Here is a 26,422-nt window from a genome sequence, read left to right on the forward strand (position 1 = left end):
GCCAAATAACAATGCCAAATAACAACGGAAGTGGCTAGCGGAGGAATGGTGATGAAAGTACTGCTAAAAAGTGTCGCGGCACTGCTGCTTATCGTGTTGTTGGCGATGGTTGCCTTCGTTCTGTTGGTAGATGCCAACCGCTTTAAACCCCACATTGAGGCGATTGCCAAAGAGCAGGGGATTGCCCTGCACATCAACGGCGATCTGGGTTGGGATCTATGGCCGCGCCTCGGGGTGGCGGTAAACGATGTCAGCGTGGCCGCGCTGGAATCCCCCGATGAGCCCGTCGCCCGATTACAACAAGCCAGTTTGATGCTGGCATTAATGCCGCTGTTGTCTGGCGATTTTCAGGTTGATCATGTCGCGGTGGAAGGTGCTGCTATCACATTGAAGGTTGATGCAGCGGGCAAGAACAATTGGGATGCACTTTCGCAATCAGATTCACCCGCAAACGCCGCTCATGCTACGTCGGCATCCACGCCAACGCCTGCTGCTTCCGCAGAATCCGGCCTGAAACTGGATATTGAGCGTCTCAGTTTTAGCAATTCAAGCGTGCGTTATGAGGATGCGCAAACCGCACAAACCATCAACCTGCGCGATATTAATTTGACAATGAGCGATGTGAATACACAAGCGCGTCCATTTGCAATGGAGTTGTCGCTGGTAATGGAGCTGGCTCGCTCAGGTGCCGATGCTGTATTGGTTGACGCGGTGCTAAAAAATTCACTCAGTATTGATTCCACTATCAGCGCTATCAAATTGGATGAAGGCAATTTACGCATGCAATTAAAAGCAGCAGACAGTGCATCGCTGGATGTGGATTACACCCTGATGCTGACGGACGTGCAAAAAAATCTCGCCTATCAAGGGCAAATAAAATTGAGCAACACCAATGCGCGTAAATTGCTCGCGGCATTAGGCGCGCCACTGGAAACTGCCAACAGCAGTGCGCTCAGTAAGCTGGCGTTTTCATCTGCTATTGTGGGTGACAGCAATAAAGTCCAGTTTGATAACTTGCAGTTAATCGTGGACGACACTGTGTTTAGTGGCAATCTTGCCGTTACCGATTTTTCCACCAGTGCAATAAAAGCCATTCTGGAAGCGGATCAATTCAATCTGGATGATTATTTGCCGCCACCGGCAGAGCCGCAGTCCGAGCAGGCAACTGCTGCATCAGCAGAAGATACAATGTTGCCACTGGAGAGCTTGCGCGAGCTGAATATCAACGCAAAACTCGCATTTAAAAAAATCATCGTGCACCAGATTGCGCTGGAAAATGCTGTGATCAAAGTCGTTGCCAAAAACGGCATGATTGAGCCCAGCCTGAAAGCCAACGCCTACTCGGGCACCATTGCAACCAAAGGACAATTGGATGTGCGCGGCCAACAAGCGCAATTACAATTTGATGCAGATATTGCCGGGCTTGAATTGGCTCCATTGCTAAGCGATATGAAAATGGACTCCTCCTTCGGTTTGCAAGGCGCAGTACAGGCGCGCGCGTTGGGCACAGGCAAGGGTAATTCAGTTAACCAGTTGTTGAAGTCGCTCAACAGTAACGCAACATTCTCCGGTGCCCAGGTAAGGGTGTCACCGATTAATCTTGAGCAGCAATTTTGTAAATTAGTGAATTTGGTTAATAAAGCGGAAGATCCCGCTCAAGACTGGGAAGAATACACCGAATTAGAGGAGTTATCGGGCAGCATTAAATTGCACGATGAAATTGTCACCATCGACACCTTCAAGGCAGGTATTGAAAAACTGCAAGTGGGATCGCGTGGAAAAATAAATCTTGCCGCTGATACCTACGATATTTTTCTGCCCTTCAAACTCATTAAAAACAGTAGCGACACGGTGACAACTGAGCAAGTCGCAGTCACCACCAGTGCTAATGGTTGCAGCGTGGGCAGCGCATATTGGTTGGAGCGAGGATTGGAATTGTTGCGCTGTAAGGGTTCATTTGCGGATATCAATCCATTGTCCGATTGCCGCCCTGACAAAGACCTGTTGTTGGAACTCACCAAGGATTACGCCGCCTATAAAATTAAGGAAAAACACGGCGCAAAAATTGAAGAGAAAAAAGAAGAGCTCAAGCAAAAAGTGGAAGATGAAAAGCAGCGGCTTCTGGATAAACTTCAGCAGCGCTTGAATAAAGGCAAATCCTCTGCTGCTGCAACGAGTGCTGCGGCAGAACCAGATGGGCAGGCGGCGCAATAATCGTTAGAATTCGTGTTTTGGTGATGGCCGCTAACGCGAGTTTCTATGTCCACTTTTCTTTCGTCCGCTTCTTTTTCATCGTCCGTGCTTAAGTGGTTTGACAAGCACGGGCGCAAACATCTTCCCTGGCAGCAAAACATTAGCGCTTACCGTGTGTGGCTGTCAGAAATTATGTTGCAGCAAACACAGGTCACTACGGTCATCCCTTATTTTGAGCGATTTACTGCACGCTTTCCGGATGTGAAATCCCTTGCGGCTGCACCCATTGATGAAGTGCTGCATTTATGGACAGGTTTGGGCTATTACGCCCGTGCGCGCAATCTGCACAAATGTGCGCAGACTGTTGTAGCTGAATACGATGGCGAGTTTCCATCCACGGTAGACGCACTTGCAGATCTTCCCGGTATCGGGCGATCAACCGCAGGTGCAATTGTCAGCATCGCCTTCCAAAAACGTGCTGCGATTCTGGATGGAAATGTCAAACGCGTGCTTGCACGTTATCACGCGGTAGAAGGTTGGCCTGGGCAATTGGATGTGGCCAACCAATTGTGGGAAATTGCCGAAACCTACACACCAAAAACGCGCGCAAACCACTACACGCAGGCGATGATGGATATGGGTGCAACCCTGTGCACGCGAAGTAAACCGCGTTGTACGGAATGTCCGCTGCAAGGTGGTTGTGTTGCCTTCGCAACGGGCAAGCAGAGCCAATATCCCGGTAAAAAGCCCAAAAAAATATTGCCGGAAAAAGCGGTGCATCTGCTTATGCTGCGCAATCCTGCCGGTGATTTATTATTGCAGCAGCGCGCCGCGCAGGGCATTTGGGGCGGCTTGTGGAGTTTCCCTGAAGTGGCTATCGATACGGATGTGCACGGTTATGTGGAAGATCATTTTGGTAAAGTGAGTGCGCTGGAAGAATGGAGTAGTTATCGCCACACCTTCAGTCATTATCATTTGGATATTACCCCAGTGTTAGTGCAACTCGCCAAAACCCCAAACGCAATAGGTGAGGCGGCAGTGCACTGGTTTAATCCCCATCAACCCAGTGAGTTAGGGCTTGCTGCACCGGTCAAAAAATTGCTGGAAAAAATTGCACAGCTTGATCCACGTGCCAGCGCAACAAAAATGGCAACATCAGTCACAAAATCTGAACGTAAAAAACGTAAGTGAGAAATGGTTATGACACGCATGGTATTTTGTCGCAAATATAAAACTGAACTGGAAGGCCTTGATCTGCCGCCTTACCCCGGTGCAAAAGGTCAGGACTTGTTTAATAACGTTTCGAAAAAAGCCTGGCAAGAATGGATGGCGCACCAGACGATGCTCATCAACGAGAAGCGTTTAAATGTGATGGATATGGGCACCAAAGTCTATTTGACCGAGCAGCTGGAAAAATTTTTGTCCGGTGAAAAAGTAGATGATGCCGAAGGATATGTCCCGCCTGCCAAAACGGAGTAAGTTGGGTTTTGTCTGCATAGTTTTGTGATATCGATTGATAACGTGCATTGATAACGATAAGTCGTGCACGTTTTATTTTTACCGGCTTAATCTGCTCAGTTTCCGTTAATGTTGAGCTGGTAAAAATCTGCTATCCCTCTTCATAAAGGATCGCATCATGAAAAACTATTGTTCATCTGGTTTTTCGTTTTCTGTATTGCCTCCCATTAAATACGGTTTTGCAATGAGCGCGATGCTGCTCTGCTTGGCGTGGTGTTTATTGTCGGCCTCTGTTTTGGCTGATGATGGTCGCGCTGATGGTAATTTGCGTGAGCGCATCAAACAGCGTATCGCAGAGCGACAGGAAAGTCGGCAGGGCGATGACAATCATTCTGCGCGCTCACAGGCAATAACGGTACCCGGGGATTATGTTCGCTCGTTGAAACACGATGGCATTACACGTTCTTACCGTATTCATGTGCCGCCTCAATATTCAGCAGCAACACCGGCAGCACTGCTGTTGGCATTTCATGGTGGTGGCGGCGATATGGATTACATGGCCAAGAATGAATTTTATGGCCTGATTTCAAAAGCCGATGCTGAAGGGTTTATTGTGATCTTTCCAAATGGTTACAGTAAATTTCGCTCCGGAAAATTTGCAACCTGGAATGCGGGTGCTTGTTGTGCCGATGCGCGTGATAACAATATTGATGACGTTGGCTTTGTCAGAAAAATACTTAGACAAGTTTCCAGTGAGTTAGTGATCGATAAACGCCGCGTATTTGCAACGGGTATGTCGAATGGCGGCATGATGTCTTATCGCCTCGCTTGTGAAATGCCAAGCACATTCAGTGCAATAGCCGCCGTGGCTGGAACGGACAACACATTGACTTGTACACCCGCTTTGCCTGTATCTATTTTGCATATACACGCTAAAAATGATGACCGTGTGTTATTTAACGGTGGCGCTGGCGATAAATTCAGGGATGAATCCAAAGTGACTGATTTCACATCTGTCCCTGCGACTATTGCGAAATGGATTGATCTCAATAAATGTAGCGGCAATTCACATCCAGTACTCAAAAAACCCGGTGCATATTGCGAGCAGTATTCGCAATGCAAAGGTGGCACTGCAGTTCAACTATGCGTCACTGAAACCGGTGGGCATTCCTGGCCCGGCGGCAGTAAGCCGCGCGCGGATGAACCACCCTCACAAGCTCTCTCGGCAAATGATGTGATGTGGGATTTTTTTAAATCAATAAACTCCAAGGCACGGTAACTGATGGGCTCATCTGATTTGCAAGCATTTCGCGCGCGCATTTTGCATTTTACTTCCGCACCGGATATTCACACCGGTGCGGGTGTTGAATATTTTGATGATGGTGTGTTGTTGGTTGAGCGCGGTTGTGTAAAAGCACTTGGTCGCGCAGAGGATCTTGCGCGGCAAGGGTTGGATTTACAATCCTGCCGGCACTACCCCGATTATGTGTTGATGCCGGGGTTTATTGATACGCATGTTCACTATCCGCAAACGCGGGTTATTGCCTCCTATGGCGAGCAATTGCTGGATTGGCTGAATGATTACACCTTTCCTGCTGAACTGCAGTTTTCTGATCCCGATGTTGCAACGCAAGCCGCGCAAGAATTTTTGCAATTATTGCTGCAAAACGGCACTACAACCGCAATGGTTTACACCAGCGTCTTTGCGCAATCGACCCATGCCTTTTTTTCTGCTGCCGAAAAAATGAATTTGCGTATGATTGCGGGCAAGGTAATGATGGATCGCAACGCGCCGGCAGGGCTTCTTGATACGCCCTCAAGCAGCGAAGCGGAATGCCGCGAATTAATTGAAGCCTGGCACCATCACAAGCGTTTGCATTACGCGATTACACCGCGCTTTGCTCCTACCAGCTCCCCGCAGCAACTGGCAATTGCAGGTCAATTGTTGCGTGCGTACCCCAATCTGTATTTGCAATCCCATCTTGCGGAAAATACCCACGAAGTTGCGTGGATAAAAAATCTGTTTCCGCAGGCGCGTGATTACGTGGATGTCTACGATCACTATGGATTATTGGGTGAGCGCAGTGTGTTTGGCCATGGCATACATTTAAGCGATGCTGAAATAGCGCGCCTTGCACAAACGCAAACAGGCATTGCATTTTGCCCGACGTCCAATTTATTTTTGGGCAGTGGTTTGTTAGATGTAGCGCGGCTGGAACAGGCAGGTGTTCCACTGAGTATTGCGACCGATGTTGGCGGCGGCACCAGTTTTTCACAATTGCGTACACTCTCGGAGGCGTACAAAATTTTGCAGTTACAAGGGCAGCGTTTGCATCCCTTAAAAGGTCTTTATATGGCGACGCTTGGCAACGCCAAAGCATTGAAACTGGATCACTTGATTGGCAATTTTGAAAAAGGCAAAGAAGCGGATTTTATTTTGCTGAATATGAATGCAACACCATTGCAGGCAATGCGCCAGAAAACGGCAACACAATTGATCGAACAATTATTCGCATTGATGATGTTGGGCGATGAGCACAGTATTGCGCGCACCTACATCATGGGCAAATTGGCTTTTCGTCGCGCCGAAGGCGATGTTTTGTGGGTAGAGTAATTCTCTGTATCGCGCTTGGGATGGCATCGGTATATAGTGTGCGCTTGCCACTATTCAGGGGAGAAAGTCGGTGCAACTGTTTGCTTACAACCCAATCGGGCGGTCAGATGAATTGCTGGTGTGGGTGGGCGTGTTGGATATTGCCACACCACCACCGGTCACATTTACTATCGGCACTGAAACAATAAAACCATTGCCAGGGGGCACAGCATTTGAACCCTTGGGCGATAACGTGTGCGATAAGCTGGGGCGCGCGTTAAATCATCGCGCGATTTTCCGATTGCCCTGGCCCGCGACGGATACGCGTTTTACACTTTATGTATCTGCAGGCAACCAAACGGTGAGCCTGAGCAGTAGGCGTATTCCTGCACAATTGCCATCAAAAGGGCGCGACAGTTTTAATCTGTTATTGTCATCTTGCTATTACCAACCGAACGACAAATCCTTACCGCTTTCGCGATTGATAGACAATATAAAACCATCACCTGATTTCACGTTATTGGCGGGCGATCAGGTTTATCTGGATTTGCCTTCATCACAAAACCTGCCGCAAAAAAAACATGAACTGGCGCGCGTGTTGGGCAAGAAATACCAAACCAATTGGTTTTCTGCGCATCTACAGCAGCCAGGGCTTGCGGATGTGTTGCGGCATGGCCCGGTGTTATGTGTGCCGGATGATCATGAATATTGGAATAATTTTCCGCTGTCCCAGGTTCAGTTGAATAACACCCATTGGGAAAAGGATCGCAACAACTGGCGCGATCTGGCCAAGCAATTGTATGAGCGCTATCAAATGTCGCCTGCACAGTGCGATGGTTATTTCCGTCAGGACATTGCGCCGTTAAGCATGTTGTTTCTTGATGGACGCACCTGGCGAGATGAAACAGGTGTGCAAATGTTTAACGATGCCACCCACATTGCGATAGACCAATGGGCACAGGATTTAATTGCGCGCAAAAAAAATAATTTACCGGCAGTGGGGTTGTTGAGTTCAGGACAAGCGCTGCTGATTGAAAAGCCTGGGCGCTGGTCGCGCAAATTGGCCGACATGGAAATGCCCAATTACAACGACTTTGCCGTGCTGACCAGCGCCTTGGCCAGATTATTTGCGTTGGATATTCCCGTGCTTTATGTCACCGGCGATGTACATTGGGGGCGTATTGTGGAAGGTAAAAATCCGCGCGGCAAAACAATTTTTTATGAAGTGATTGCATCGCCATCGCGCTTGATTGATACGGTCATCACCGACCAAATTAATTGGGCCAAAGAAATGTGGCGCGATGCAAGAGGTCAAGGCAAAGATTTTCCGTTGCATCCGGAAGCACCACCTCATCTGTCCGACATCAAACTCGCTAATCTTGCTTTATCCAGTGTGCATCGGCAGCAGGGCGATCATGTTGCCTTGCTGCGGTTTCATGCAATACCGGGTGGGTTGGAATTCAGTGTGGATTATATCTGTACCGATGCAGACGAAAAAAAGCGCCGGGAACATTCATCCACACAGGGGCCATTTAAATTGTTAAGCCTGTAAATTCACTGTATGGAATCTGTAAACACACATAAGCCTGTCAATTCGGCATTCATAATATCGAGGAAAGGATAATGATCAAGCAAACACTCTCTGTTCAGTCGTTCACCCAGTCGTTTTCCCAAAGTGATGTGCAAAAATTGGATCGTGTTAATCGCGAACCGAATCTGGAATGGTTGAAACGCGCCTATCATAGCTTTGCGTTAGAAAATGTAGCGGATTGGAGTTTTATTGTATTGGCGGGCGGGAAAGATGTTGCGTCCTTCCGCATTCGCGTTGCGCAATCCCATTTGCGTGGCGATATGCTGCCATCGTTTTGGTCTGAGTGCGCATTTTTCAAAATCGAACAAGGCGATTTTTCTACGGCGAGCTTTTTTAATTTGCCGTTATTCCAACCGGCAACAGCAAGTTATGCTCCTACTCGTAATGGGTTGATTGAGTTGCCCTTTAAACAATTGCCCACGCAAAAAGATTATCCCAATCTCGCCTTGCTTGCGATTCCCGTCGCGCAAGCAAAAATTGTGGCTTCATTGGATGAATACCGTAAGTCGCGCGTGAGTTACGATGCAGTAGAAAACATCCTGCCGTGGCTCGCTTTTGTGTGGGGTGCGGGTAATGCTGTTAATCCATTGATGCAGCACAAGGGTTTTCCTTCGGCGATGATGCTCAACCAAATTTATGCCGCCAATGGTTTTGATTTGGCACCTGGCGTGAATGCCAATTTATCTGCGCCGGAAACATTTTGGAGTGGGGTAAAACATTGGCAGGATTATTACAGCAAAACCCAGGAGAATGGTTTGCTGCCCAAAGCGCGCTATGTGCTTGGGCACATGTATGACATTGATGAAAACTAATAAGGTTCATCCTGCGCCGTTAATTGCAACTCAAGCCGGTTGTTCATTTGCGCCAACCGGTTCCATTCACCGGCATTCACACTGGGAATGCGTTCGGGGTATGGTTCAGCTCCCGGTGCAGCAGTGATGGCAATCTGCACATTGGAATTCACATTGCGTGTCAGGTTGCCCAGCATCATAGTGGCTTCGCGCGCGTAATCATCCATTAACCGCGCAAGCGTATAAATTTCACTGGAAAGCATGCAGTCGCCAAGGGTTTTATTGGCGGCTGCCAATTGCGCCAGTCCCATGTTATCTACCGCAACACAAAAATCCCCCACGTAAATATTCACTGTCGCCGTTCCTTTGAAACCTTTGCTCGCCAGACGATGCAACAGCTCATGCAAACGCAATAATGGTTGCGGGTCGATAGTATTTTGATGAAATTGCAAGGCTGCGTTTTGATTAAACGTCCACGCCAGTTCATCAATTAATTCGCGCTGGTTGATGAGTGATGATGAGCCTGTGGATGCTGGTGTCACTGTTGCTGCAATATCGGTTGCTGCGATAGTTGCTGAGGTGGGATTTGTCGATGCAACGTCTGTTGCGATGCTTGCTGTATTACTTTCCGGTGCTATGTTGCGCTGATTATTCAGATGCAGCAGTTGTTGGCTAATCTGTTGTTGCTGCTGTTGGGTGTGATTGAGCTGGGTAGTGATGTGCACTAACAGATAAACCATTGCCACTAACGCCGCCAGCACAAACACAATTCCTATAAAAGACAGGCCGGATGTTTGCGGAGATTTTTGTTGAGTAGCTGCTTGCGGTTGTTCGGTGAGTGCCGCGTTCGAAGTTGCCGCCGCCGGTTGCTGTTGCAACATAGTGCTGAATTCCTGCCGCAAGCTTTGGCGCAGCCCCTGAAGCTCGCGCACCACCCGTGAAGTAATAAAGCGGCGATTATCTTCAAGGCTGTGCTCCATATGGCTCAAACGCAATTCCAGATTGCGGGCTTGCTCAACCGATGCCACGCGTCGCTCGGGTTGTGCCGCAGGCTTATCGGCCAGCGCCCCGGCAATTGCCGAGACCTGATTTGCTGCGGCAATTAATTCCGGGCTTTCTACCGGATTATTGGTTGCTGGTTGCGATGGATAAATATGAATGGTTTCCATCACTTTGGATAAATCAGTCGCATTGATCCGCTCTTTGTTGACCACATCCAATGCGCCCAGTGCGCGCGCTTGCCCGGTGTATACATCGCCACTTTTGGAGGTATACATAATGACTGGAATCATGGCGGTTTCAGGGTTGGATTTAATAATTTGCAGCGCGCGGAAACCGTCAATGCCGGGCATCAGGTGATCCATAAAAATAACCGCGGGCGCATGGCGGGAGAGGTAGCGCAGCGCGGCTTCTCCTGAATCGACAATGTCGATATCCAGCGGATAGCGGCGCAACATTTTTTTCAATCGATATTGAGCCGTGGTGGAGTCATCCACAATGAGTGCGCGTTTGATGGTCATGGCAGCAAATCCCCGGCGATAAAGCATGGGTGGTGATGAATCGATGGTGTTATCGATGGTTATTATCTGCGCAAGACTAACAGAAAATCGGGACAGGAATGGCTATTCAAATCACAAGATGCGGAAGGGTTGTTGGCAGGCAAATGTCTCTGCCGCCATAAACTACTTGTAACTCATAAAGAAGAGTATGGCCGCCACAATCCAGCCGCTTACAGCCAGTATTTTCCAGAGGGTATCAGGGTGGGTTTCGATTAACGGTTGTGCGCGTTGGCTGAGCCAGTTGGGATTGGGGCGTTTTAAATCTTGCAGCCATTCACTGAGTGCTTCGTAGCGGTGGGCGGGATTAATGTTTAGTGCTTTTTCCAGTGCCTTATCCAACCAGTAAGGCACCAGCGGATTGTGTTTCATCGCCGAAATATATTTCAATTTATGAAAACTTTTGGCATCCATTGCTTTGCTGTAGGCGCTGCCATAGGGCAATTTTCCGGTGAGCATTTCATAGAGCAAAACCGCTAGCGAAAATTGGTCAGACGCTGCGCTGGCGCTTTCACCATAGCGATATTCCGGTGCGGAGTAATCCAATGTGCCGAGAATATTATCGCGCGTAAACGGTGTCCCGGCTTCCTGTACGCCCGCTACCCAGCAGGAGCCAAAATCGACAATCATCGGGCCTTTACTGCTGATCACAATATTGTCCGGTTTTATATCCTGATGCAGTGTTTCTTTGCGATGAAATGCGCGTATGCCGCGAATCAAACCTTCAGTTAGTTCCACGGCATCCAGAATCGATAAAACGCCGCGCTCCTTGAGTAATTGGGTGAGTGTCGGGCCGGGAATATATTCGGTGAGGTAGTACAAACACGAGCGCGATTCCGCAGCGGGGATCACGCGCACAACGGCGGGGCTATGAATGCGTGCGCCTATCCAGGCTTCCATGACAAAGCGTTCAATATAGGCTCTGTCATCCTGATACAGTTCAGATGGCGTTTTCATCACCAATAGATGATTATTTTCATCTTCAACAAGGTAAATCTGGCTGCGCGTTGATTCGTGCAAGATTTTTTTGATGCGCAAACCATCGATGCTTTGGCCGGGGGATAACACCGGCGGAAAAGGCAAACGCGACAACACTTGCACTGCATCGTCTTGCGCTGCAGTGCCCAGATTTTCTATGCGCAGTGCCTGGATACTTAAATTGTCATCGCTGTTGTGTTGCAGCGCGAGTGGCAATGCCTGATTCACCAGTTCATCCAAATTATCGCGATGGTTCAGGATCAGCGTTTTAAATTCCGCCGTGGGTATTGCCTCGTGTATTCCGTCGCTGGTCAAAATAAAAATATCACCGCGCTGCAATTCCAGGCTGTGCATATCCACTTCCAGATAAGGGTCTGCGCCCATGGCGCGGCTTAAATGAGTAGTGTGTTTATCGATGCGCTGGGTGTGGTCGCGGGTAAGCAATTCGAGTGTGTTATCACGCAGGCGATACACGCGGGTGTCGCCCACATGAAAAATAAATCCGCTATCGCCTTTTAAAATGAGCGATGAAAAGGTGGTGAGATAACCTTCACCGTAAATAGAATTTTGGCTGCGCCCCCACAGGCTGGCATTCAAACTTTGGATAACACGCATCGCCGATTGTTGCGTGCGCCAGGTATCGGGTGTTGCGTAATAATCACTCAGGAAACCGGCAATTGCAGTTTGGCTTGCCTCGCGCGCTGCTTTACTGCTGCTCACGCCATCGGCAATCGCAATAGCGATGCCTTTGGTAGTGAGCAAATTACCCTCGGGGATACGCGCGCCGACCGTATCCTGATTTTCCGGTTTACGGCCAGCTTCACTTTTTTGCGCAAAACGGATGTGCAGTGTTGATTGCAGGTGATCCATATAATTTTCTATTTTAGAAAAAGAAATTGCCGACAGCATAGCGGTCAGCAATTTATTTGTCGTCATGCCCGAGTGCGGGAATGACGACTCCAGCAATAATTAACTCACTTCAATTTTATGCAGCGAGCCGTCTTCATTGACTTCAACCACATGGCCTTTCGGTTCTTTCAGGAATTGTACAAATACCAAACCAATGGCCGCTGTGCCCGCGAGCATAAAGAAAAATGTTTGGATATCGATAAACGTATTCATGGTTAAAAAGAACAGTGCACCCACATTACCATAAGCACCGGCAAGGCCAGCGATTTGGCCAGTCATGCGGCGTTTAATGAGTGGCACAACCGCGAACACTGCACCGCAGCCCGCTTGCACAAACAGCGAACAAATAAATACGGCAGCGAACGCAAGGTATAAGGGCCAGCTGGCGTTGATTTGTGCGAGCAGCAAATAACCGGCGGTAACACCGGCCAGAATAATACTCATGCTGAAGCGACGGCCAAATTTATCGCTCACCCAGCCGCCGCCGGGGCGCGCCACCAAATTCATAAATGCGAAAGAACCGCCCAGCATGGCCGCTTGGGTTACGCTTAATCCGGCGAAGGTTGTCATAAAAAATGCGGGCAATACAGAGACAACAGCAATTTCAGAACCGAAGGTAGCGAGATAAGCCCAGCTCAAAATAGCCACTTGCTTGAATTCATATTTGTCGTGCTCAGCCACGCTGCCTTTTTGCAGCATCTCTTTGTTAACGCGATAAATTTGTGAAAACTGGAATACAAACAGCGCGAATAAAATAACGTAGAGCGCATAGGTGGTGCCGTAGCCGAGCAAGCCCAAATTGGTCGGTGACATTTTCCATGCGAGCACCGCGAGGATTAAATACATGGGCACGTTCATCATCACGTAGAAAATAAAATCTTTTCTGTTGCTGACTTCCAATCCGCCGGATTTTTTCGGTTTGAAATACGTAGAACCTTTGGGTGTGTTACGCACAGTGATATAAAACGCCACACCGTAAATCATTGCGATAATTGCCGCGGTGCCCATCGCGTAACGCCAGCCATCATCGCCGCCGAATACATGGATCGCTAAAAAGGGCAGGGTGAAACCGGCGGCCGCTGCACCAAAATTACCCCAACCACCGTAAATCCCTTCCGCCAAACCGACCTGGCGCGCTGGGAACCATTCGCTTACCAAGCGAATACCGATAACAAACCCGGCACCGACAAAGCCGAGCAAAAAGCGAAAGAGAGCAAGTTGCTCGTAGGTTTGCGAACTGGCAAAGGCAATCAGGATCGCGCCGGAAAAAATCAGCAGTGCAGAGTAAATCGCGCGCGGGCCAAATTTATCCACCAAACTGCCCACCACAATACGCGCAGGAATGGTCAGCGCCACGTTGAGTGTCAGGAGCGCGGCCCATTGTTGCGGTGTCATCACAATAGAAGCCGTAATCAGCGGTTTAAGCGAAGGCAAACTAAACCACATCACAAAGGTAAGAAAAAACGCGAACCAGGTGAAGTGCAAGGTCGCAACAGATTTATTGGAAAAATCCAACAGGTTTAAACGATGAGTGCTCATGGAAAATCGTCCAGCCAGTTAACAACAGAGTGGTGTATGCGCGGCGATTCCTGTTTTGGTGCAGGGTATTTGGTCGCTGCGTATTACTGGCTCTTCTGCAACGCGTATGCCAAGGCGTAAATAGTGCGTGTTAGGCTGGGTTTGCGTTGGTTTTGTGCAATTATGGTGCTTTAAAAGTGTATTTCCATGTTCCAAATAAATGCTTTGTGCTGGTGTTTTGTTAGATGTTGGTGCGTTTTGTTTTGCCAAATGGAATCCCGATTGCGCAAAGTTATGCAAATCCGTTCTATTGGCCTTTTAAAAATCGTCTTCTTGAACGCCCGGGGGATGCGGTTGGTATATGATGAGACCGAACAAACAAGGCAACATTGCACAGGGAAAGAGAAGAGAGGGTTAAGCCCCAGCTGCCGGATGTTGATGCAGATGGCCGTGTCGGCTAATGCGTTTATTGATCACTATACTAATACAAGACTACTGCTGCCCATTGAGTTGTTATTCCACAATAATGATTACGAGGTCGTAATGAAAAAATTGAACATGGGTGCCCTCACCGGCGCATTGTTTGTGGCGGTTGCCACTGCCCCTTTGGCTAGCGCCCAAACAACCGATTATGTTGCAGACAATGTATTCACCCAGGGCATTGAAGGGCCAGCAGTGGATGCACAGGGAAATTTGTACGCGGTGAGTTTTGGTAAAGACGGTACCATTGGCATTGTCGATAAGAAAGATAACGCGCAATTGTTTGTGACCTTGCCGGAAGGCAGCATCGGCAACGGTATTCGTTTTGATCGCGACGGATTTATGTATGTGGCGGATTACACTGGCCACAATGTGTTGAAAATCGACCCTAAGACCAAAGCGGTTTCCGTGCACGCACACAGCGATAAAATGAATCAGCCCAACGATATTGCCATCGCAAAATCCGGTGTGATTTACGCGAGTGATCCAAAGTGGGCAGACGGCACCGGCAATTTATGGAAAGTCGCCACCGATGGCACAGTCACCTTGCTGGAAGCGAATATGGGCACCACCAACGGCGTGGAAGTCAGCACCGATGAAAAACACTTGTACGTCAACGAAAGCGTGCAGCGCAATGTGTGGAAATACGATATCGATAAAAAAACTGGCGATGTCAAAAATAAACGCTTGTTAATTCAATTCCCCGACCACGGTTTGGATGGCATGCGTTGCGATGAAGATGGCAACTTGTATATCGCGCGCTATGCCGCGGGTGAAGTCACGGTGGTATCGCCACATGGCACAGTGATCGAACGCATTAAATTAAAAGGCCAAAAGCCAACCAATGTTGCCTTTGGTGGGGCTGATGGCAAAACCGTTTATGTGACTTTGCAAGAGCGCGGCGCGATTGAAACCTTCCGCACTGAACGCGCCGGACGTGAGTGGTTACTGTTGCAAAAATAAGTGGTAATAAAATGTAGCAATTACGTGTTGTCAGAAAGCCCGCATGTTCTGCGGGCTTTTTATTTTTCAGGCGAAATGTAATTGCAATTACTCGCGTGAACTTACTGCCATTGATTTTTAATGGCACTGCTTTCGGCTTCCCCATCCAACGCGTCGCCTTGCATCATTTCGTCCAATGCTGCATCCAACACCGAGACACCACTCGCGGTTTGGTAGTCTCCCTCCTGCATGACTCCTTGCGAATAAACGGTCATGGTCAATTGCCATTCATTATTGATATGACAGGCGATACTATCGGCACTGCGATGATGTTCAATGATCTGGAATTGACGACAGAAGTTTCCGTCTTGGTTGGTAAAGCTCAAGCGCGGCTTTATCCGGCTGCCATCGCCAAGGGTTTGTTCGGCACCACTGCGTGTGGTGTCTAACACTTGTGCGATGGTATTCCAGTTATTTGCACTGTTATTGCCTGGTAATACTTGTGCTGCGCCGAAGCCAATTACTAGAGCAACCGAGGCTGCCATGGCTGCATGTTGCTGCAGTGTGCGGTGTATGCGTTTCCAGCCTGGAAAGCTGATGATGCTCGCGGTCGTGCCTGATCCGGATTGCTCGTTGCTAAGCAGATGCCTGATGGCTGCCGGCATGGGTTGTTCATTGATTCGCGCATAATGGTTTGCCACCTGCTCATCGATCATTGCTAACTCTGCCAATCGATTGGCGAGATTTTCGTCCTCACACAATTGTTGGCGGATCAGCTCCATTTCATCAGCAGATAATTCTGCATCCAGAAAGGCGGACAATTGTTCATCTGAAATAATCATCTCTTGCTCCTTATGCGCCCTTGTGTTCAGGCGTGGCATTGCCCTGTAGAAAATGGGCGAGGGCAATGCGCGCTCGCGCCAAGCGGCTCATGACGGTTCCGGCAGGAATACCCAATGTCTGCGCGACCTCCTTGTATGACATTCCCTGCACAGCGACCAGTGCCATAATTGAACGCTGCTCATCGGGCAATTGATTCATAGCAGCATCTACCTGCGCGAGTGTGATCTGGTTATGTATAGCTTGCTCACCATCCATCGCTGGCTCGTCGGTATCTTCCAGTGAATACACATTTTTTTGCCGCACTTTGCGCGCGCGATATTCATCGATCCACAGGTTTCGGCACACCCGGAATGCCCATTTGGTCAGATCAATATCATCGGGTACACCGCGGCTTAGCAGTCGTTCGAGTGTGTTTTGCAGCAAGTCATCTGCGTCAGCTGTAGAGCCTGTCAGCGAGTAAGCAAAGCGGCGCAGCATGGGGGCCAGCCGGATTAATTCCTGTTTCATAGATAGATTGGGTATTCCGATAAGGGTTGCATCATTGGGTTCTTATTCTGTTAACGGACGAGTCCGGATTTTATTCCCTCCAGAGTAAAATTTTTTCGGGGAATTTTTCACGCAGCCAAACGTTTTCTATGAATAGTGCGGCGTTTTTGTGTTTAATCTCTGTATGTTCATGGTGGGTGATTTATGAAATCTATTTACCTTAGTGTTTTTTTATTGCTCTGTCTGTGTCCGGTTGCCAATGGGCAGTTACCGGATCAATTGCCATTGGATCAGCAAGCGGACAGCATCACCCAAGAACTGGACGATGTTATCGAGGAGGTGCAGGAGAGTGTGACACAAGAGGTAGATGCGGTTGTAGATCAGCTCGATAGCGTAACCCAGGAGGTAGATAGCCTTGCCGATAGTTTGGGCGGACTTGAAAGCGGCCTGGATGACGTTATGGGCAATTCTCTGGAGGGCATAGAAGATATTGTCGGTGGCGGTGCAGAGGGGATTGTAGATGAGCTGGGGGAAATTGATGACCGCGTGGAAGAACAGTTGCGCAATCAGGATTTATTGCCGGGCACCAAAGTGGATGAAGTGCTGACCAAGCCCGTCGCCGATACTCTGGCGCTGTTGCCGGACTCACTGGACGATGTGGTGCCGATTGTGGATCGCGAAGGCAAAACTGTTTTTGTCGAAGTCAAAGTCGAGCAGGATTGGTATGCGGTAGAACGCGAATGGCTATTGGTAATCGACAATAAAAGTCGGGTCGATTTAACGGTATTGAATGCCAGGATTATTGAACGGCGCAAATTTTCTGATTTGGGAATGCGCCTGATTCGTTTTCGTGTGCCCGCTGAATTGGATTCGTTGGATACGCTGAAAAAGCGTTTGCCCGCATACTTGCATGATCAATTGGATCGCAACCATATTTATATTCCCCAACTAAAAAAACCGGTGCAAACCAGTGCGCCGCCGCTGACAACAAGCGCCTGTGATGCAAAGGTGAAAGTCGGCATGATTGATACTGCAATTAATACCGAGCACCCTGCCTTTGCAAAAAGTCGCATCACCACCAAAGATTTCGTTGGGAAAAATTTTAATGCGCCGCGTGCCCACGGCACGGCGGTCGCCGGTTTATTGGTTGGGCGCGGTGAACAATTAAAGCCGCTATTGCCTGAGGCAACATTATATTCAGCATCGGTATTCCATCCTCGCAGTGAAAATGCACAGGGTGCATCTATGATGAATTTGGTTCGCGCGCTTAACTGGTTGGCGGCTAAAAATGTGCGGGTAATTAATATGAGCCTTGCTGGGCCAGATAATAAAATTCTGGCGGCAGTAATTAATAACTTGATTAATTCAGGTATAACAATTGTTGCTGCTGCGGGTAATGAAGGTCCTGCTGCGCCGCCTGTATACCCTGCTGCGTATAAGAGTGTGATTGCGGTGACAGCGGTGGATAATCAACAGCGCAGTTATCGCTGGGCGAATCGTGGCAATTACGTTGACTTTGCGGCCGCAGGTGTTGATGTTCTGACGGCGCGAGTCAGTGGTGGCTTTGGAAGTGAAAGCGGTACATCGATGTCCGCTCCGGTTGTGTCTGCCTTGTTTGCATGTGAGGTCGCACGACAAACAAAATCGTCTCGCCAATTAACGCTGGAACAATTGGCGCTCAATAAATTGGCTTTTAATCAATTAATTGGCCGCGCAATCGATTTGGGAGCTAAAGGCCGTGATCCGGTATTTGGTTACGGGCTGTTGCGCATACAATCAAACTAAAAACAGTTCACCGAATGCCCGCGATTAAAAACGGGCTTTCAGTGTGATGGATGCGAGTGTTTCTGAGTAGTCAGCAATCTCAAGGTTGGATTGATAATCTCCTCGCTCCAGTTTAGTTGCCAGCGTTAGCCATTCTGTTGTTTCAATCTGCCATTCAATGTTGGCAATTTTGCGCGTGTCAGTGCGCACAGCATCCAATTCTGGATTCACAGCCGCGTAATCGCGATCTTCATAGCGGGCACCCAGCTGAATTTTGTTTTCTTTATCCCAGAGTGAAAAACGGTGATTGATGCTGGTTTTTAGTGTAGTACCATTGTAGCCAAAATGATCGGCGATAGCCTCTTCGTCATCGCGGTTGATGCCAAGTGCAACAAAGGTTTTTGCGTTATTAAAAAAGATAAACATGTCGCCGCCCAAGGCAAGGTTATGCGCATTGCGCTCCGCAAAAGCGGGGAAGTCTTTTTCCTGATAATTCACTGCGCCGCGCAGGTATACGCGTTTATTGAATAAGCGTGATACATACACACTACTTTGTTGCAATGTTAAAAAATCAGTTCCATCCAGTTTCGCATTGGCGTGGTGGTAGCTTGCTCCCAGTGTTGCCCATGAAAAATCGTAATTGCCATCGATAAAAAATTGCGGGATGGCAAGGTCATAGCTGCTCAAGTCTTGCCATGTTTTACTGTTGTAGCTGACACCACCTTTAAGGCTGGCTTTGGTGGTTGGTTTCCATTGGCCATGAATTCTGGCATTGGCGACGATTGCCCAGTCGCTTGCAGCTGAGTATTGGTCAAGCTCCACCACGGCGAGGTTGGAATCATATTCTGTGCCCGTTTCCAGCTCGAATTTCACGTTGCGCTCGGCGGCGTGTGCGCAGAAGGTCTGGCTGATAAGTGCTGCCAGTAATAAACCGGGGAACACTAATTTAGTTGTGTTGGTGTTACGCATAATTATTCTCCACAATTTCGCACCTACAAAACAAAAAACGGCGCCGAAGCGCCGGATTTTTACAGGCCGAGATCCAGGCTTTCATTCAGTGCAGATGTGACGTTGCTATCCACAGTCGATTCAATAGTGCTTGCAATATTATTCGCAATACTGGTTTGTACGCTATTGTTAATTGCACTATCTACAGCATTGTCAACAGCACCTGTGACAGTGTTGTTGATGGTTGAATCAAGAGTGCTGGCGACCGATTGCTGTACTGAACCTTGCACATTGCTTTCAGTAACCAAAGCCAATGTGGAATTTAGTTGCTGGTCAACTGCCGCCGATACTGCTCCATTGGTATCTTCAAGAGATTGTTGAAAGTTACCACTGACATTGGTAACTACATTGGCGGTTGCTGCTACTGCGGAAGACAGAGTGGCGTTTGCATTAGCTTCGCTATTCACAGATGCGTTGCCACTCTCTGTCGTTTCGTCGGCTTCCATTCCATCGCCCGTTGAATTGCCGGCAGAGTTAGTGGTAGAGATAGAAACCTGGGAATTTACACCTGCATTAGCAGCAATGCTGAGTTCATCGGCCCATGTGATGTTGGATAACAAGGCACCTGACATCAAAGAAGCGATTGCGAGTAAGAGAGTTGTTTTTTTCATGGTGAGATCCTCATGATTCAAGTTGTCTATTTAAGCTGCAAAGGTATTTCTGCTGCTGTCAACTTGTTAACGCATAAGGCATCAGGTTTATTCCCCATCACTGAAAATATTTTTTATATAAAGAAAAACCGCCCGGAGCGGGCGGTTCTTTAAAGGCTGTAGCTTATTAAGCCATACTGCATTTATGCCACATTGCGTTTCAATGCACGCATGCGGTTATGGCATTCCTGCATGGATACGAGGATGTAGTTCAGTGCGATATTGAAATCGATAGAAACGACTTCCTGTTGTGCTTTTTTGATGGTTTCCAGTGTGCGGTCTTCCAGTTCTTCCAGTTGCACAATATAAGTTTTGGATTTGCTGGATTTAATTTTGGCAAGCAGGTCAGCGTAGGTTTTACGCAGTGAGCCTTCGATGGTGTTGCCTTCTTCTACATCACCTTCGCGTGCGTAGAGCAGCGGTTGCAAACGTACAAGCGCATTTTGGCGCACATCAATCATTTCTTGAAAAACAGATTCATAACCAGAACCCTTGAGTTCAATTTTGGCGTCCGTATAAAAATTAACGCCATCGTTCAACACTTTGATCAGGTCGCGAATTGCAGTAATTTCATTGTTAGCCATGATGGTTCTCCATTATCAATACGATGGTTAATGGATTATGTTTGGATAAACATAACGTCATGATGGTAATTGCAGAATATATGCCATGCGTTTTAAGTGATTGAAAAACGGAGACTTGCATTGTTTTAAGCAGTAGATATTTTGTAATTCTTGCAAAAAATAAAAATAACGGAATTTTTGAAAAATTATTTTTATATCAATCGTTTTTTTGAATTAACTTTTATGCAGATAGTTTTGTGCGTGGAATGATTCAGGTGTGTAACTGGCTGGGTTATGAAGCTGGCTGTTCCAGAAAACTGACTGCTCCAGAAAACTGACTGCTCCAGAAAACTGCCGCCGCTTGATCCTTGCGGCGGTGTGTTTATCGATGTTTTTGGTTAACAGCCAAGGCTGCCTGGCCCTGCTGTTGTTCCTAAAATATTGAGGAAACGATTGAAGTCATTAATGCGGCTTTGCACCTGTGCGGGGTTGCCACCGTTGCATTCCAGTGCGCCATTAATGGTGCGGATGGTTTCACCAAAACCATTGCCATTGACGATGGAATCATGCGCAGGGCGGAAACCGGCACCGGATTGTGTCATCCAGAACCAAAGCGCGGTTTGCCATGCAACCGTTGCGTTTTGCTGTACCAGATCCGGGTTGGCGCGCAGGTCAAGCCCGAGTGCAGCGCCTGCGGCACAATAGTTACCATTCCAACTCAACTGGATGGGGCCGCGGCCGTAATATTTTTTGCCGGGTGCACATGGGCAGGTCGCGGGGTTGCCATCCCAATCGCCACAGTAATCGCCTTGTGCAATTTCCGTTACATGCACCAAGCCGCCGGTCTCATGGGAGAAGTTGGCCAGCGCCGCTGCCGCTTCGCGTTTTTTCATCGCCAGATCACCGGTGCCTGCAAAGGCGGGATAGCTCGCTGTGGCTGCCACTAGCCCTGCATAGGTGTAGAAGGGGTTGCGGTTGGGGAACATCTGGTTGAATTGTGCCTCGCTCACCACGGCACCAAATCCGCTTGCAGGGGGATTGGTAGTGGCAGTGCGGACAATGATGGATGACGCGCGATCATTGAAGTTGCTGATACAGCTGTTGTCGCCACGGATAGTGACTGAAGCACCGGTAAAGTCCCAATTCTCATAGAGCACCGCCTCGTAGCCTGCGGCAACGCGAATGGAGGATATTTGGTCGTTACGTGCCCCAAGCGAGGTCATCGCATTGACATCAAATGAGCCAGTATTAAAGCCTGCTGACCAGCCGCCATAGTTGCAGTGCTCATAGGCGGTGACGAGGCCGGTGGTGCCGCCACCGCTGCCGACGACTTCAATCCAGTTAAAGTTCCAATTGGCGGTTTGGGCAAATACGCCCAGATTGTAGGTGCCCGCATTGATATATACCGTGCGGCTTACCGTGGTCCAATTTTGCCAACCACCAGTGTTGGGGATGCTGAAATTGCCGAGTTGGATGGCACCTGCGTTTAAATCGACCGATGCGGTTGCTCCGGATGGGCTCGCCACGCGCATGCGGATGGTGTAGTTGCCGCTGGTAGGTATAGAGAGGTTGTTGTACACCAGCCATTCGGTTGCTGCTATCCAGCCGACGTTGTAGCCGCCGCCGGAATCGGTCGTCATCTCAATATCCACTGCATCATTGCGGAAGGCTCCGCCACTGTTGCCTGCGGTGGCATCGAAAAAAGCGTTGTAATTTTCAGCTTGGTAAACCACTGCTTGGCTGGGAGCCGCAAGTGCTGCACACAGAAGCAGGGCGGGCGTGGCCAAAAGCGGTTTATGGCGTAGCCGGGTGATACAGCGAGGGAGACCGGAAAATAGGTTGATCATTGTTATTGTCCTCATTGGATGGGTGCGGTTAATCAGGCCCCCATTGCACCGGAGTCAGAGGGGTGATGGAGCCTGATGCCAGAATGCAGATACATGGCCGGATGTGAGCGGTTGTTATTTTATGATCGCTTGCGTTGGTGATCCGGTGTGTATCTGGCCGGGCAAACTCACCGGTGCGGTCTCTATCTCAGGGCAAGCAGTACAAGCCAATCCAGAGCAAATCAGACCAGAGCGGTGAACAGTTTTTGCCAGCGAGTTGATCATTAAACATGCGGCGGGTGATTGCCAGTCCCAGTTTGGGTTTGCCTTTAACTGCCACTTTGACGCGCGAGTGCGACTTTTCTAAAAGGCGATAGTCAGGCGGCGATAGCAAAAACTCGAACTTTGACGACTTTCGTTGCGCAGTAGTAATAAGGCGTTCGGGTTTTGGATAGATGTGACAGCGGTATCATTTTCTGCTGAGAGAAAAAAGCGGTGTTTAGCGACCAGGGATTTTCATGAAAGTGATGAAAAACCTGTCATTCTTGTAAATTATTTTCTTTTCATGGCGTTTTTTTAATGATAGCCTAGAAAAAATGATCGTTTTTTCTGCTTTTGTTACGAAAAAAACTATGCACAAAGAAAATAATTTACAAAAAGTGCTAACGGATCGGCTGCTTAGCCCAACCGGTAAGGGGTTGGGAGATGTCAGTTTGCAGCCATCGATAGCCGCCACTCCCCAATTAGGCTGGAACCTGCTTGAAGAGCAGGTGAGTCTGCCGGTGGCGGTGCTCAGCCAGACGCGCATCCAACACAATCTGGGTTGGATGAAAGCCTTTATTAGTACTTACGGGCTAAAACTCGCACCTCATGGCAAGACCACCATGAGCCCGGCGCTCTTTCATCAGCAACTCGCCCATGGCGCTTGGGGTATTACTCTGGCAACTGCGCCTCAGGTGCAGGCTGCGCATCACTTTGGTGTGCGCCGTGTGCTGATGGCCAACCAGTTGGTCGGGCGCGCCAATATGGCGATCATCTCCCGCTTGCTGCAAGACCCTGAATTTGAGTTTTTCGTGATTGTCGATTCAGCCGCTAACGTCGAGCAGCTCGGGCAATTTTTTGCGCAGTCCGGCCAGACGTTGAATGTGCTGCTGGAGTTGGGCGTTGCTGGTGGGCGTACGGGTGTGCGCGATCCCCAAACCCGCGACTCGGTATTGGATGCCATCGCCCTTTACCCGCAGTCGCTCGCGTTGCGAGGGATTGAAGTGTACGAGGGTGTGCTCAAAGACGAAGCGGCCATCCGCGATTTCCTGCGTTTGGCCGTACGCGAGTTAATGACGCTGGAAGCGCACAGCCAATTGGCCGATGGTCAGGTCATTCTCACTGGTGCCGGTTCCGCCTGGTTTGATCTGGTCGCTGAAGAGTGGACAGGTGTCACCCTTGGTCGCCCGCTCGATATCATCCTGCGCCCTGGCTGCTATCTCACTCACGATGTGGGTATCTACAAAGCCGCTGAAGCGCGTATCCATGCCAGCAACCCGGTTGCTCGCGCAATGCAAACCAGCCTGCTGCCTGCGCTGCAGCTGTGGGCTTACGTTCTTTCCATTCCCGAGCCCGGCCTTGCCATTCTTGGCTTGGGCAAGCGCGACGCCGCGTTTGATGCCGGCCTGCCTATTCCTGCTATGCACTTCCGGCCCCAAAACAAGGTGCACCCCGGAAGCGAAGCTCCCATTGCTGCCCCTGCCGATTGGCAGCTCACGGCGATGATGGATCAACACGCGTTTATGAAGGTCTCGCCTGATGCTGACCTGCAAGTAGGCGATATGCTCGCGCTGGATATTTCCCACCCCTGCCTGACCTTTGATAAATGGCGGCAGCTGCTGGTGGTTGACGATCACTACACGGTAGTCGATGCCGTGGAAACGTTTTTTTAGGGCGCGCCATGGACGCTTTTTTCTCAGCCCTGCTCACGCCCGGCCAATGGTTATTGGTGTACGCCGCCATCAGCATCATTGCGCTGATTTTGTTGATTGCACGCTACCGCCTCAATCCGTTTATCACACTCACGTTGGTGTCGCTCGGTTTGGGGTTGATGGCGGGCATTCCGGCAAAAGATGTGGTGTTCGTTTATGAAGCTGGCGTGGGTAAAACCCTCGGCCACATTGCGTTAGTTGTTGCGCTGGGCACCATGCTCGGAAAAATGATGGCGGAATCCGGTGGGGCCGAACAAATCGCGCGCACCATGATCCGCTGGTTTGGCGAAAAAAATGTGCACTGGGCAATGGTGTTTATCGCCTTCCTGGTTGGCTTCCCGATTTTTTTCGAAGTCGGTTTTGTATTGTTAATTCCGATTGCCTTTAACGTGGCGCGCCGCACCGGCACCTCCATGTTGTTAGTCGGTTTGCCGATGGTGGCCGGTTTATCGGTCGTACACGGTTTGGTGCCACCACATCCTGCGGCGATGATTGCTGTCGGTGAATATCAGGCAAACGTCGGGCGCACGATTTTTTATGCATTGATTGTGGGCATTCCCACCGCGATTATCGCCGGGCCCATTTTTGCAAAATGGATTGCGCCCAAAATCCAATTGCCTGCGCACAATCCACTTGAAGAACAATTTATTCATGCCGATGCCGAGCGTCAGTTGCCTGGTTTTGGCATCACCTTATTCACCATCATGTTGCCGGTGGTGTTGATGTTGTTGGGCGGTTGGGCCGATCTGATTGCTGAACGCGGTACGCGCCTGAATGATTTCTTGTTGTTCATCGGCAATTCTGTTGTTGCGCTATTAATTGCAACCCTCGTGAGTTTTTACACACTCGGATTAGCGCGTGGATTTAATCGCGATTCTATTTTGAAATTCAGTCACGACTGTTTGGCTCCCACCGCGGGCATCACGTTATTAGTGGGCGCGGGTGGTGGGTTGAATCGTATTTTGGTGGAAGCGGGCATCGCCAAAGAAATTGTTGCCTTCTCATCGGATATGGCACTAACACCTTTGATGATGGGATGGCTAGTTGCTGCGTTAATGCGTATCGCCACCGGTTCGGCCACCGTTGCCATGAGCACCGCTGCGGGAATTGTTGCGCCAATCGCGCTTGCAGCGGGTTATCCGCATCCTGAATTGTTGGTGATTGCCACCGGTGCAGGCTCATTGATTTTGTCGCACGTCAATGACGGCGGCTTTTGGCTCATCAAAGAATATTTCAACATGACCGTTACCCAGACATTAAAAACCTGGACGGTACTGGAAACCATAATCTCTTTTGTTGCGCTTGCATTTGTATCGCTGCTCGCAGCCATGATGTAAGCGATAAACGTTTAAAAAAACAGGTCTTAAAACGATGACGGCGTTGTTCGATATTGTGTACCACATGCGCGCCAGCCGCGACCGCTTGTCAGCGACTGAGCAAAAAATTGCCGATGCAATTTTGGACGATATCGCATTCGCTGCCGCTGCCAGTATTGATCAGCTTGCGCTAAAAGCGGCGGTGAGCATCGCGACCATTTCGCGTTTTGCAAAGTCCGTGGGTTGTGAAGATATCCGCGATCTGAAATTAAAACTCGCACAAGCGAGCGCTGTCGGTACGCGTTTTTTGGCAGAAGTACCTGCAGTTGAAGAGAGCGCATTTTATTCGCAAATTTGCAGCGAAGTGGAATCAACACTGCGCGCTAATTTATCGCGTTTTGTAGAGGCAGATTTTCGCAATGCTGCGGCGTTATTAAACAACGCGCGGTTGATTTATATCGGCGGTATGGGTGGCGGTTCCACCATGTTGTCGGAAGAAGTGCAGTTCCGTGTGGCGCGTTTGGGCCTGGCCGTAACGGCCTACCATGATCCGGTGTTGTTGCGCATGTTGGCGGCCACTCTGACGGAAAAAGATGTACTGGTGTTGCTATCGGTCACCGGTGTTACACCGGAATTGTTGGAAGTGGCGGATATCGCCCGTGAATACGGCGCGCAGGTGATTGTGTTCTCTGCACCGCAATCACCGCTCGCGAGTAAAGCCAGTATTTTTATTCCAATCGTGACCGAAGAAACCGATTTTATTTACAAGCCGTCAGCCTCGCGTTACGGCATGTTATTGGCGATCGACATACTCGCTACTGAATTAGCGCTCGCGCGTAAAACCGAAAGTAAAGAATTATTGCGCCGCGTGAAATTTGCGTTGGATGAATACCGCGGCGGCGATAACCGTTTGCCATTGGGTGATTAATAACGAATTGATATGGCCTGTTGTTTTTGACGATATAGACAGGTGTAAGTAGGGAG

23 protein-coding genes are annotated in these 26,422 nt (G+C 49.2%); 14 read left to right on the forward strand and 9 right to left on the reverse strand.

The features are described 5' to 3' along the window. Window positions 1-51: 51 nt before the first annotated feature. The 7 genes from VC28_RS16900 (at window position 52) to VC28_RS16930 (ending at window position 8,647) form a co-directional block, all read left to right on the forward strand. Window positions 52-2,214, forward strand: coding sequence for an AsmA family protein (locus tag VC28_RS16900; protein WP_049631680.1), 2,163 nt, complete (start codon window positions 52-54; stop codon window positions 2,212-2,214). A 45-nt stretch (window positions 2,215-2,259) separates the two neighbouring features. After that, entirely contained in the window at window positions 2,260-3,384 is a 1,125-nt protein-coding gene (mutY, locus tag VC28_RS16905; protein ID WP_049631681.1) for an A/G-specific adenine glycosylase, read from the forward strand. A gap of 9 nt (window positions 3,385-3,393) precedes the next feature. After that, window positions 3,394-3,672, forward strand: a complete 279-nt coding sequence (locus tag VC28_RS16910) for an oxidative damage protection protein (RefSeq protein ID WP_049631682.1) — start codon at window positions 3,394-3,396, stop codon at window positions 3,670-3,672. A gap of 157 nt (window positions 3,673-3,829) precedes the next feature. After that, complete coding sequence (locus tag VC28_RS16915; protein ID WP_231591817.1) at window positions 3,830-4,930, forward strand: extracellular catalytic domain type 1 short-chain-length polyhydroxyalkanoate depolymerase; 1,101 nt, start codon at window positions 3,830-3,832, stop codon at window positions 4,928-4,930. 3 nt (window positions 4,931-4,933) lie between these two features. After that, window positions 4,934-6,265, forward strand: coding sequence for a guanine deaminase (gene guaD / locus VC28_RS16920; RefSeq protein ID WP_197085557.1), 1,332 nt, complete (start codon window positions 4,934-4,936; stop codon window positions 6,263-6,265). 70 nt (window positions 6,266-6,335) lie between these two features. After that, window positions 6,336-7,796 (forward strand): alkaline phosphatase D family protein, encoded by a 1,461-nt coding sequence (locus VC28_RS16925; RefSeq protein WP_049631683.1) that lies wholly within the window; start codon window positions 6,336-6,338, stop codon window positions 7,794-7,796. Between the two features lie 71 nt (window positions 7,797-7,867). Further along, window positions 7,868-8,647: a hypothetical protein gene (locus VC28_RS16930; RefSeq protein ID WP_049631684.1), complete on the forward strand. Its 780-nt coding sequence runs from the start codon at window positions 7,868-7,870 to the stop codon at window positions 8,645-8,647. On the opposite strand, the gene VC28_RS16935 is transcribed toward VC28_RS16930, so the two are convergent. The 3 genes from VC28_RS16935 to VC28_RS16945 form a co-directional block, all read right to left on the reverse strand. Further along, window positions 8,644-10,146 carry a response regulator gene (locus VC28_RS16935; protein WP_049631685.1) on the reverse strand — a complete coding sequence of 501 codons (1,503 nt, stop codon included), beginning with the start codon at window positions 10,144-10,146 and terminating at the stop codon, window positions 8,644-8,646. The two genes, VC28_RS16930 and VC28_RS16935, sit on opposite strands and share 4 nt — an antisense overlap. 162 nt (window positions 10,147-10,308) lie before the next feature. Further along, window positions 10,309-12,030, reverse strand: coding sequence for a bifunctional protein-serine/threonine kinase/phosphatase (locus VC28_RS16940; protein ID WP_049632488.1), 1,722 nt, complete (start codon window positions 12,028-12,030; stop codon window positions 10,309-10,311). A gap of 99 nt (window positions 12,031-12,129) precedes the next feature. Further along, window positions 12,130-13,608, reverse strand: coding sequence for an MFS transporter (locus VC28_RS16945; protein ID WP_049631686.1), 1,479 nt, complete (start codon window positions 13,606-13,608; stop codon window positions 12,130-12,132). Here VC28_RS16945 and VC28_RS20045 point away from each other — a divergent pair. Further along, entirely contained in the window at window positions 13,597-13,728 is a 132-nt protein-coding gene (locus tag VC28_RS20045) for a hypothetical protein (protein WP_255356034.1), read from the forward strand. The genes VC28_RS16945 and VC28_RS20045 overlap by 12 nt on opposite strands. A gap of 402 nt (window positions 13,729-14,130) precedes the next feature. Then, a complete protein-coding gene (locus VC28_RS16950; RefSeq protein WP_049632489.1) occupies window positions 14,131-15,030 on the forward strand; it encodes an SMP-30/gluconolactonase/LRE family protein in 900 nt (299 codons plus the stop codon). Between the two features lie 101 nt (window positions 15,031-15,131). Here VC28_RS16950 and VC28_RS16955 read toward each other — a convergent pair whose 3' ends face one another. Both VC28_RS16955 and VC28_RS16960 read right to left on the reverse strand, forming a co-directional pair. Then, on the reverse strand, window positions 15,132-15,851 hold the full coding sequence (locus VC28_RS16955) for an anti-sigma factor family protein (RefSeq protein ID WP_049631687.1): 720 nt from the start codon (window positions 15,849-15,851) through the stop codon (window positions 15,132-15,134). A gap of 10 nt (window positions 15,852-15,861) precedes the next feature. Beyond that, window positions 15,862-16,359, reverse strand: a complete 498-nt coding sequence (locus tag VC28_RS16960) for an RNA polymerase sigma factor (RefSeq protein WP_049631688.1) — start codon at window positions 16,357-16,359, stop codon at window positions 15,862-15,864. Between the two features lie 183 nt (window positions 16,360-16,542). On the opposite strand from VC28_RS16960, the gene VC28_RS16965 reads away from it, so the two are divergent. Beyond that, complete coding sequence (locus tag VC28_RS16965; RefSeq protein WP_049631689.1) at window positions 16,543-18,123, forward strand: S8 family serine peptidase; 1,581 nt, start codon at window positions 16,543-16,545, stop codon at window positions 18,121-18,123. A 24-nt stretch (window positions 18,124-18,147) separates the two neighbouring features. Here VC28_RS16965 and VC28_RS16970 read toward each other — a convergent pair whose 3' ends face one another. Together VC28_RS16970 and VC28_RS16975 are read right to left on the reverse strand one after the other, a co-directional pair. After that, complete coding sequence (locus VC28_RS16970; RefSeq protein WP_049631690.1) at window positions 18,148-19,071, reverse strand: hypothetical protein; 924 nt, start codon at window positions 19,069-19,071, stop codon at window positions 18,148-18,150. A gap of 59 nt (window positions 19,072-19,130) precedes the next feature. Next, a complete protein-coding gene (locus VC28_RS16975) occupies window positions 19,131-19,721 on the reverse strand; it encodes a hypothetical protein (RefSeq protein WP_049631691.1) in 591 nt (196 codons plus the stop codon). Window positions 19,722-19,733: 12 nt separating this feature from the next. Here VC28_RS16975 and VC28_RS19790 point away from each other — a divergent pair, with 12 nt between their 5' ends. Next, window positions 19,734-19,874 carry a hypothetical protein gene (locus VC28_RS19790; RefSeq protein WP_156184351.1) on the forward strand — a complete coding sequence of 47 codons (141 nt, stop codon included), beginning with the start codon at window positions 19,734-19,736 and terminating at the stop codon, window positions 19,872-19,874. 29 nt (window positions 19,875-19,903) lie between these two features. On the opposite strand, the gene VC28_RS16980 is transcribed toward VC28_RS19790, so the two are convergent. Together VC28_RS16980 and VC28_RS20015 are read right to left on the reverse strand one after the other, a co-directional pair. Next, on the reverse strand, window positions 19,904-20,344 hold the full coding sequence (locus VC28_RS16980; protein ID WP_049631692.1) for a PA2169 family four-helix-bundle protein: 441 nt from the start codon (window positions 20,342-20,344) through the stop codon (window positions 19,904-19,906). Between the two features lie 377 nt (window positions 20,345-20,721). Continuing rightward, window positions 20,722-22,170 (reverse strand): glycoside hydrolase family 19 protein, encoded by a 1,449-nt coding sequence (locus tag VC28_RS20015; protein ID WP_231591820.1) that lies wholly within the window; start codon window positions 22,168-22,170, stop codon window positions 20,722-20,724. Between the two features lie 611 nt (window positions 22,171-22,781). Here VC28_RS20015 and VC28_RS16995 point away from each other — a divergent pair. From VC28_RS16995 to VC28_RS17005, 3 genes are read left to right on the forward strand one after another with little or no spacing between them, the layout of a single operon-like run. Beyond that, window positions 22,782-24,083 carry an amino acid deaminase gene (locus VC28_RS16995; RefSeq protein WP_049632491.1) on the forward strand — a complete coding sequence of 434 codons (1,302 nt, stop codon included), beginning with the start codon at window positions 22,782-22,784 and terminating at the stop codon, window positions 24,081-24,083. An 8-nt stretch (window positions 24,084-24,091) separates the two neighbouring features. Next, window positions 24,092-25,459 carry a GntP family permease gene (locus VC28_RS17000; protein WP_049631694.1) on the forward strand — a complete coding sequence of 456 codons (1,368 nt, stop codon included), beginning with the start codon at window positions 24,092-24,094 and terminating at the stop codon, window positions 25,457-25,459. 34 nt (window positions 25,460-25,493) lie between these two features. Further along, on the forward strand, window positions 25,494-26,366 hold the full coding sequence (locus VC28_RS17005) for a MurR/RpiR family transcriptional regulator (RefSeq protein WP_049631695.1): 873 nt from the start codon (window positions 25,494-25,496) through the stop codon (window positions 26,364-26,366). Window positions 26,367-26,422 lie beyond the last annotated feature (56 nt).

Source organism: Cellvibrio sp. pealriver (assembly GCF_001183545.1).
Lineage (GTDB): Bacteria > Pseudomonadota > Gammaproteobacteria > Pseudomonadales > Cellvibrionaceae > Cellvibrio.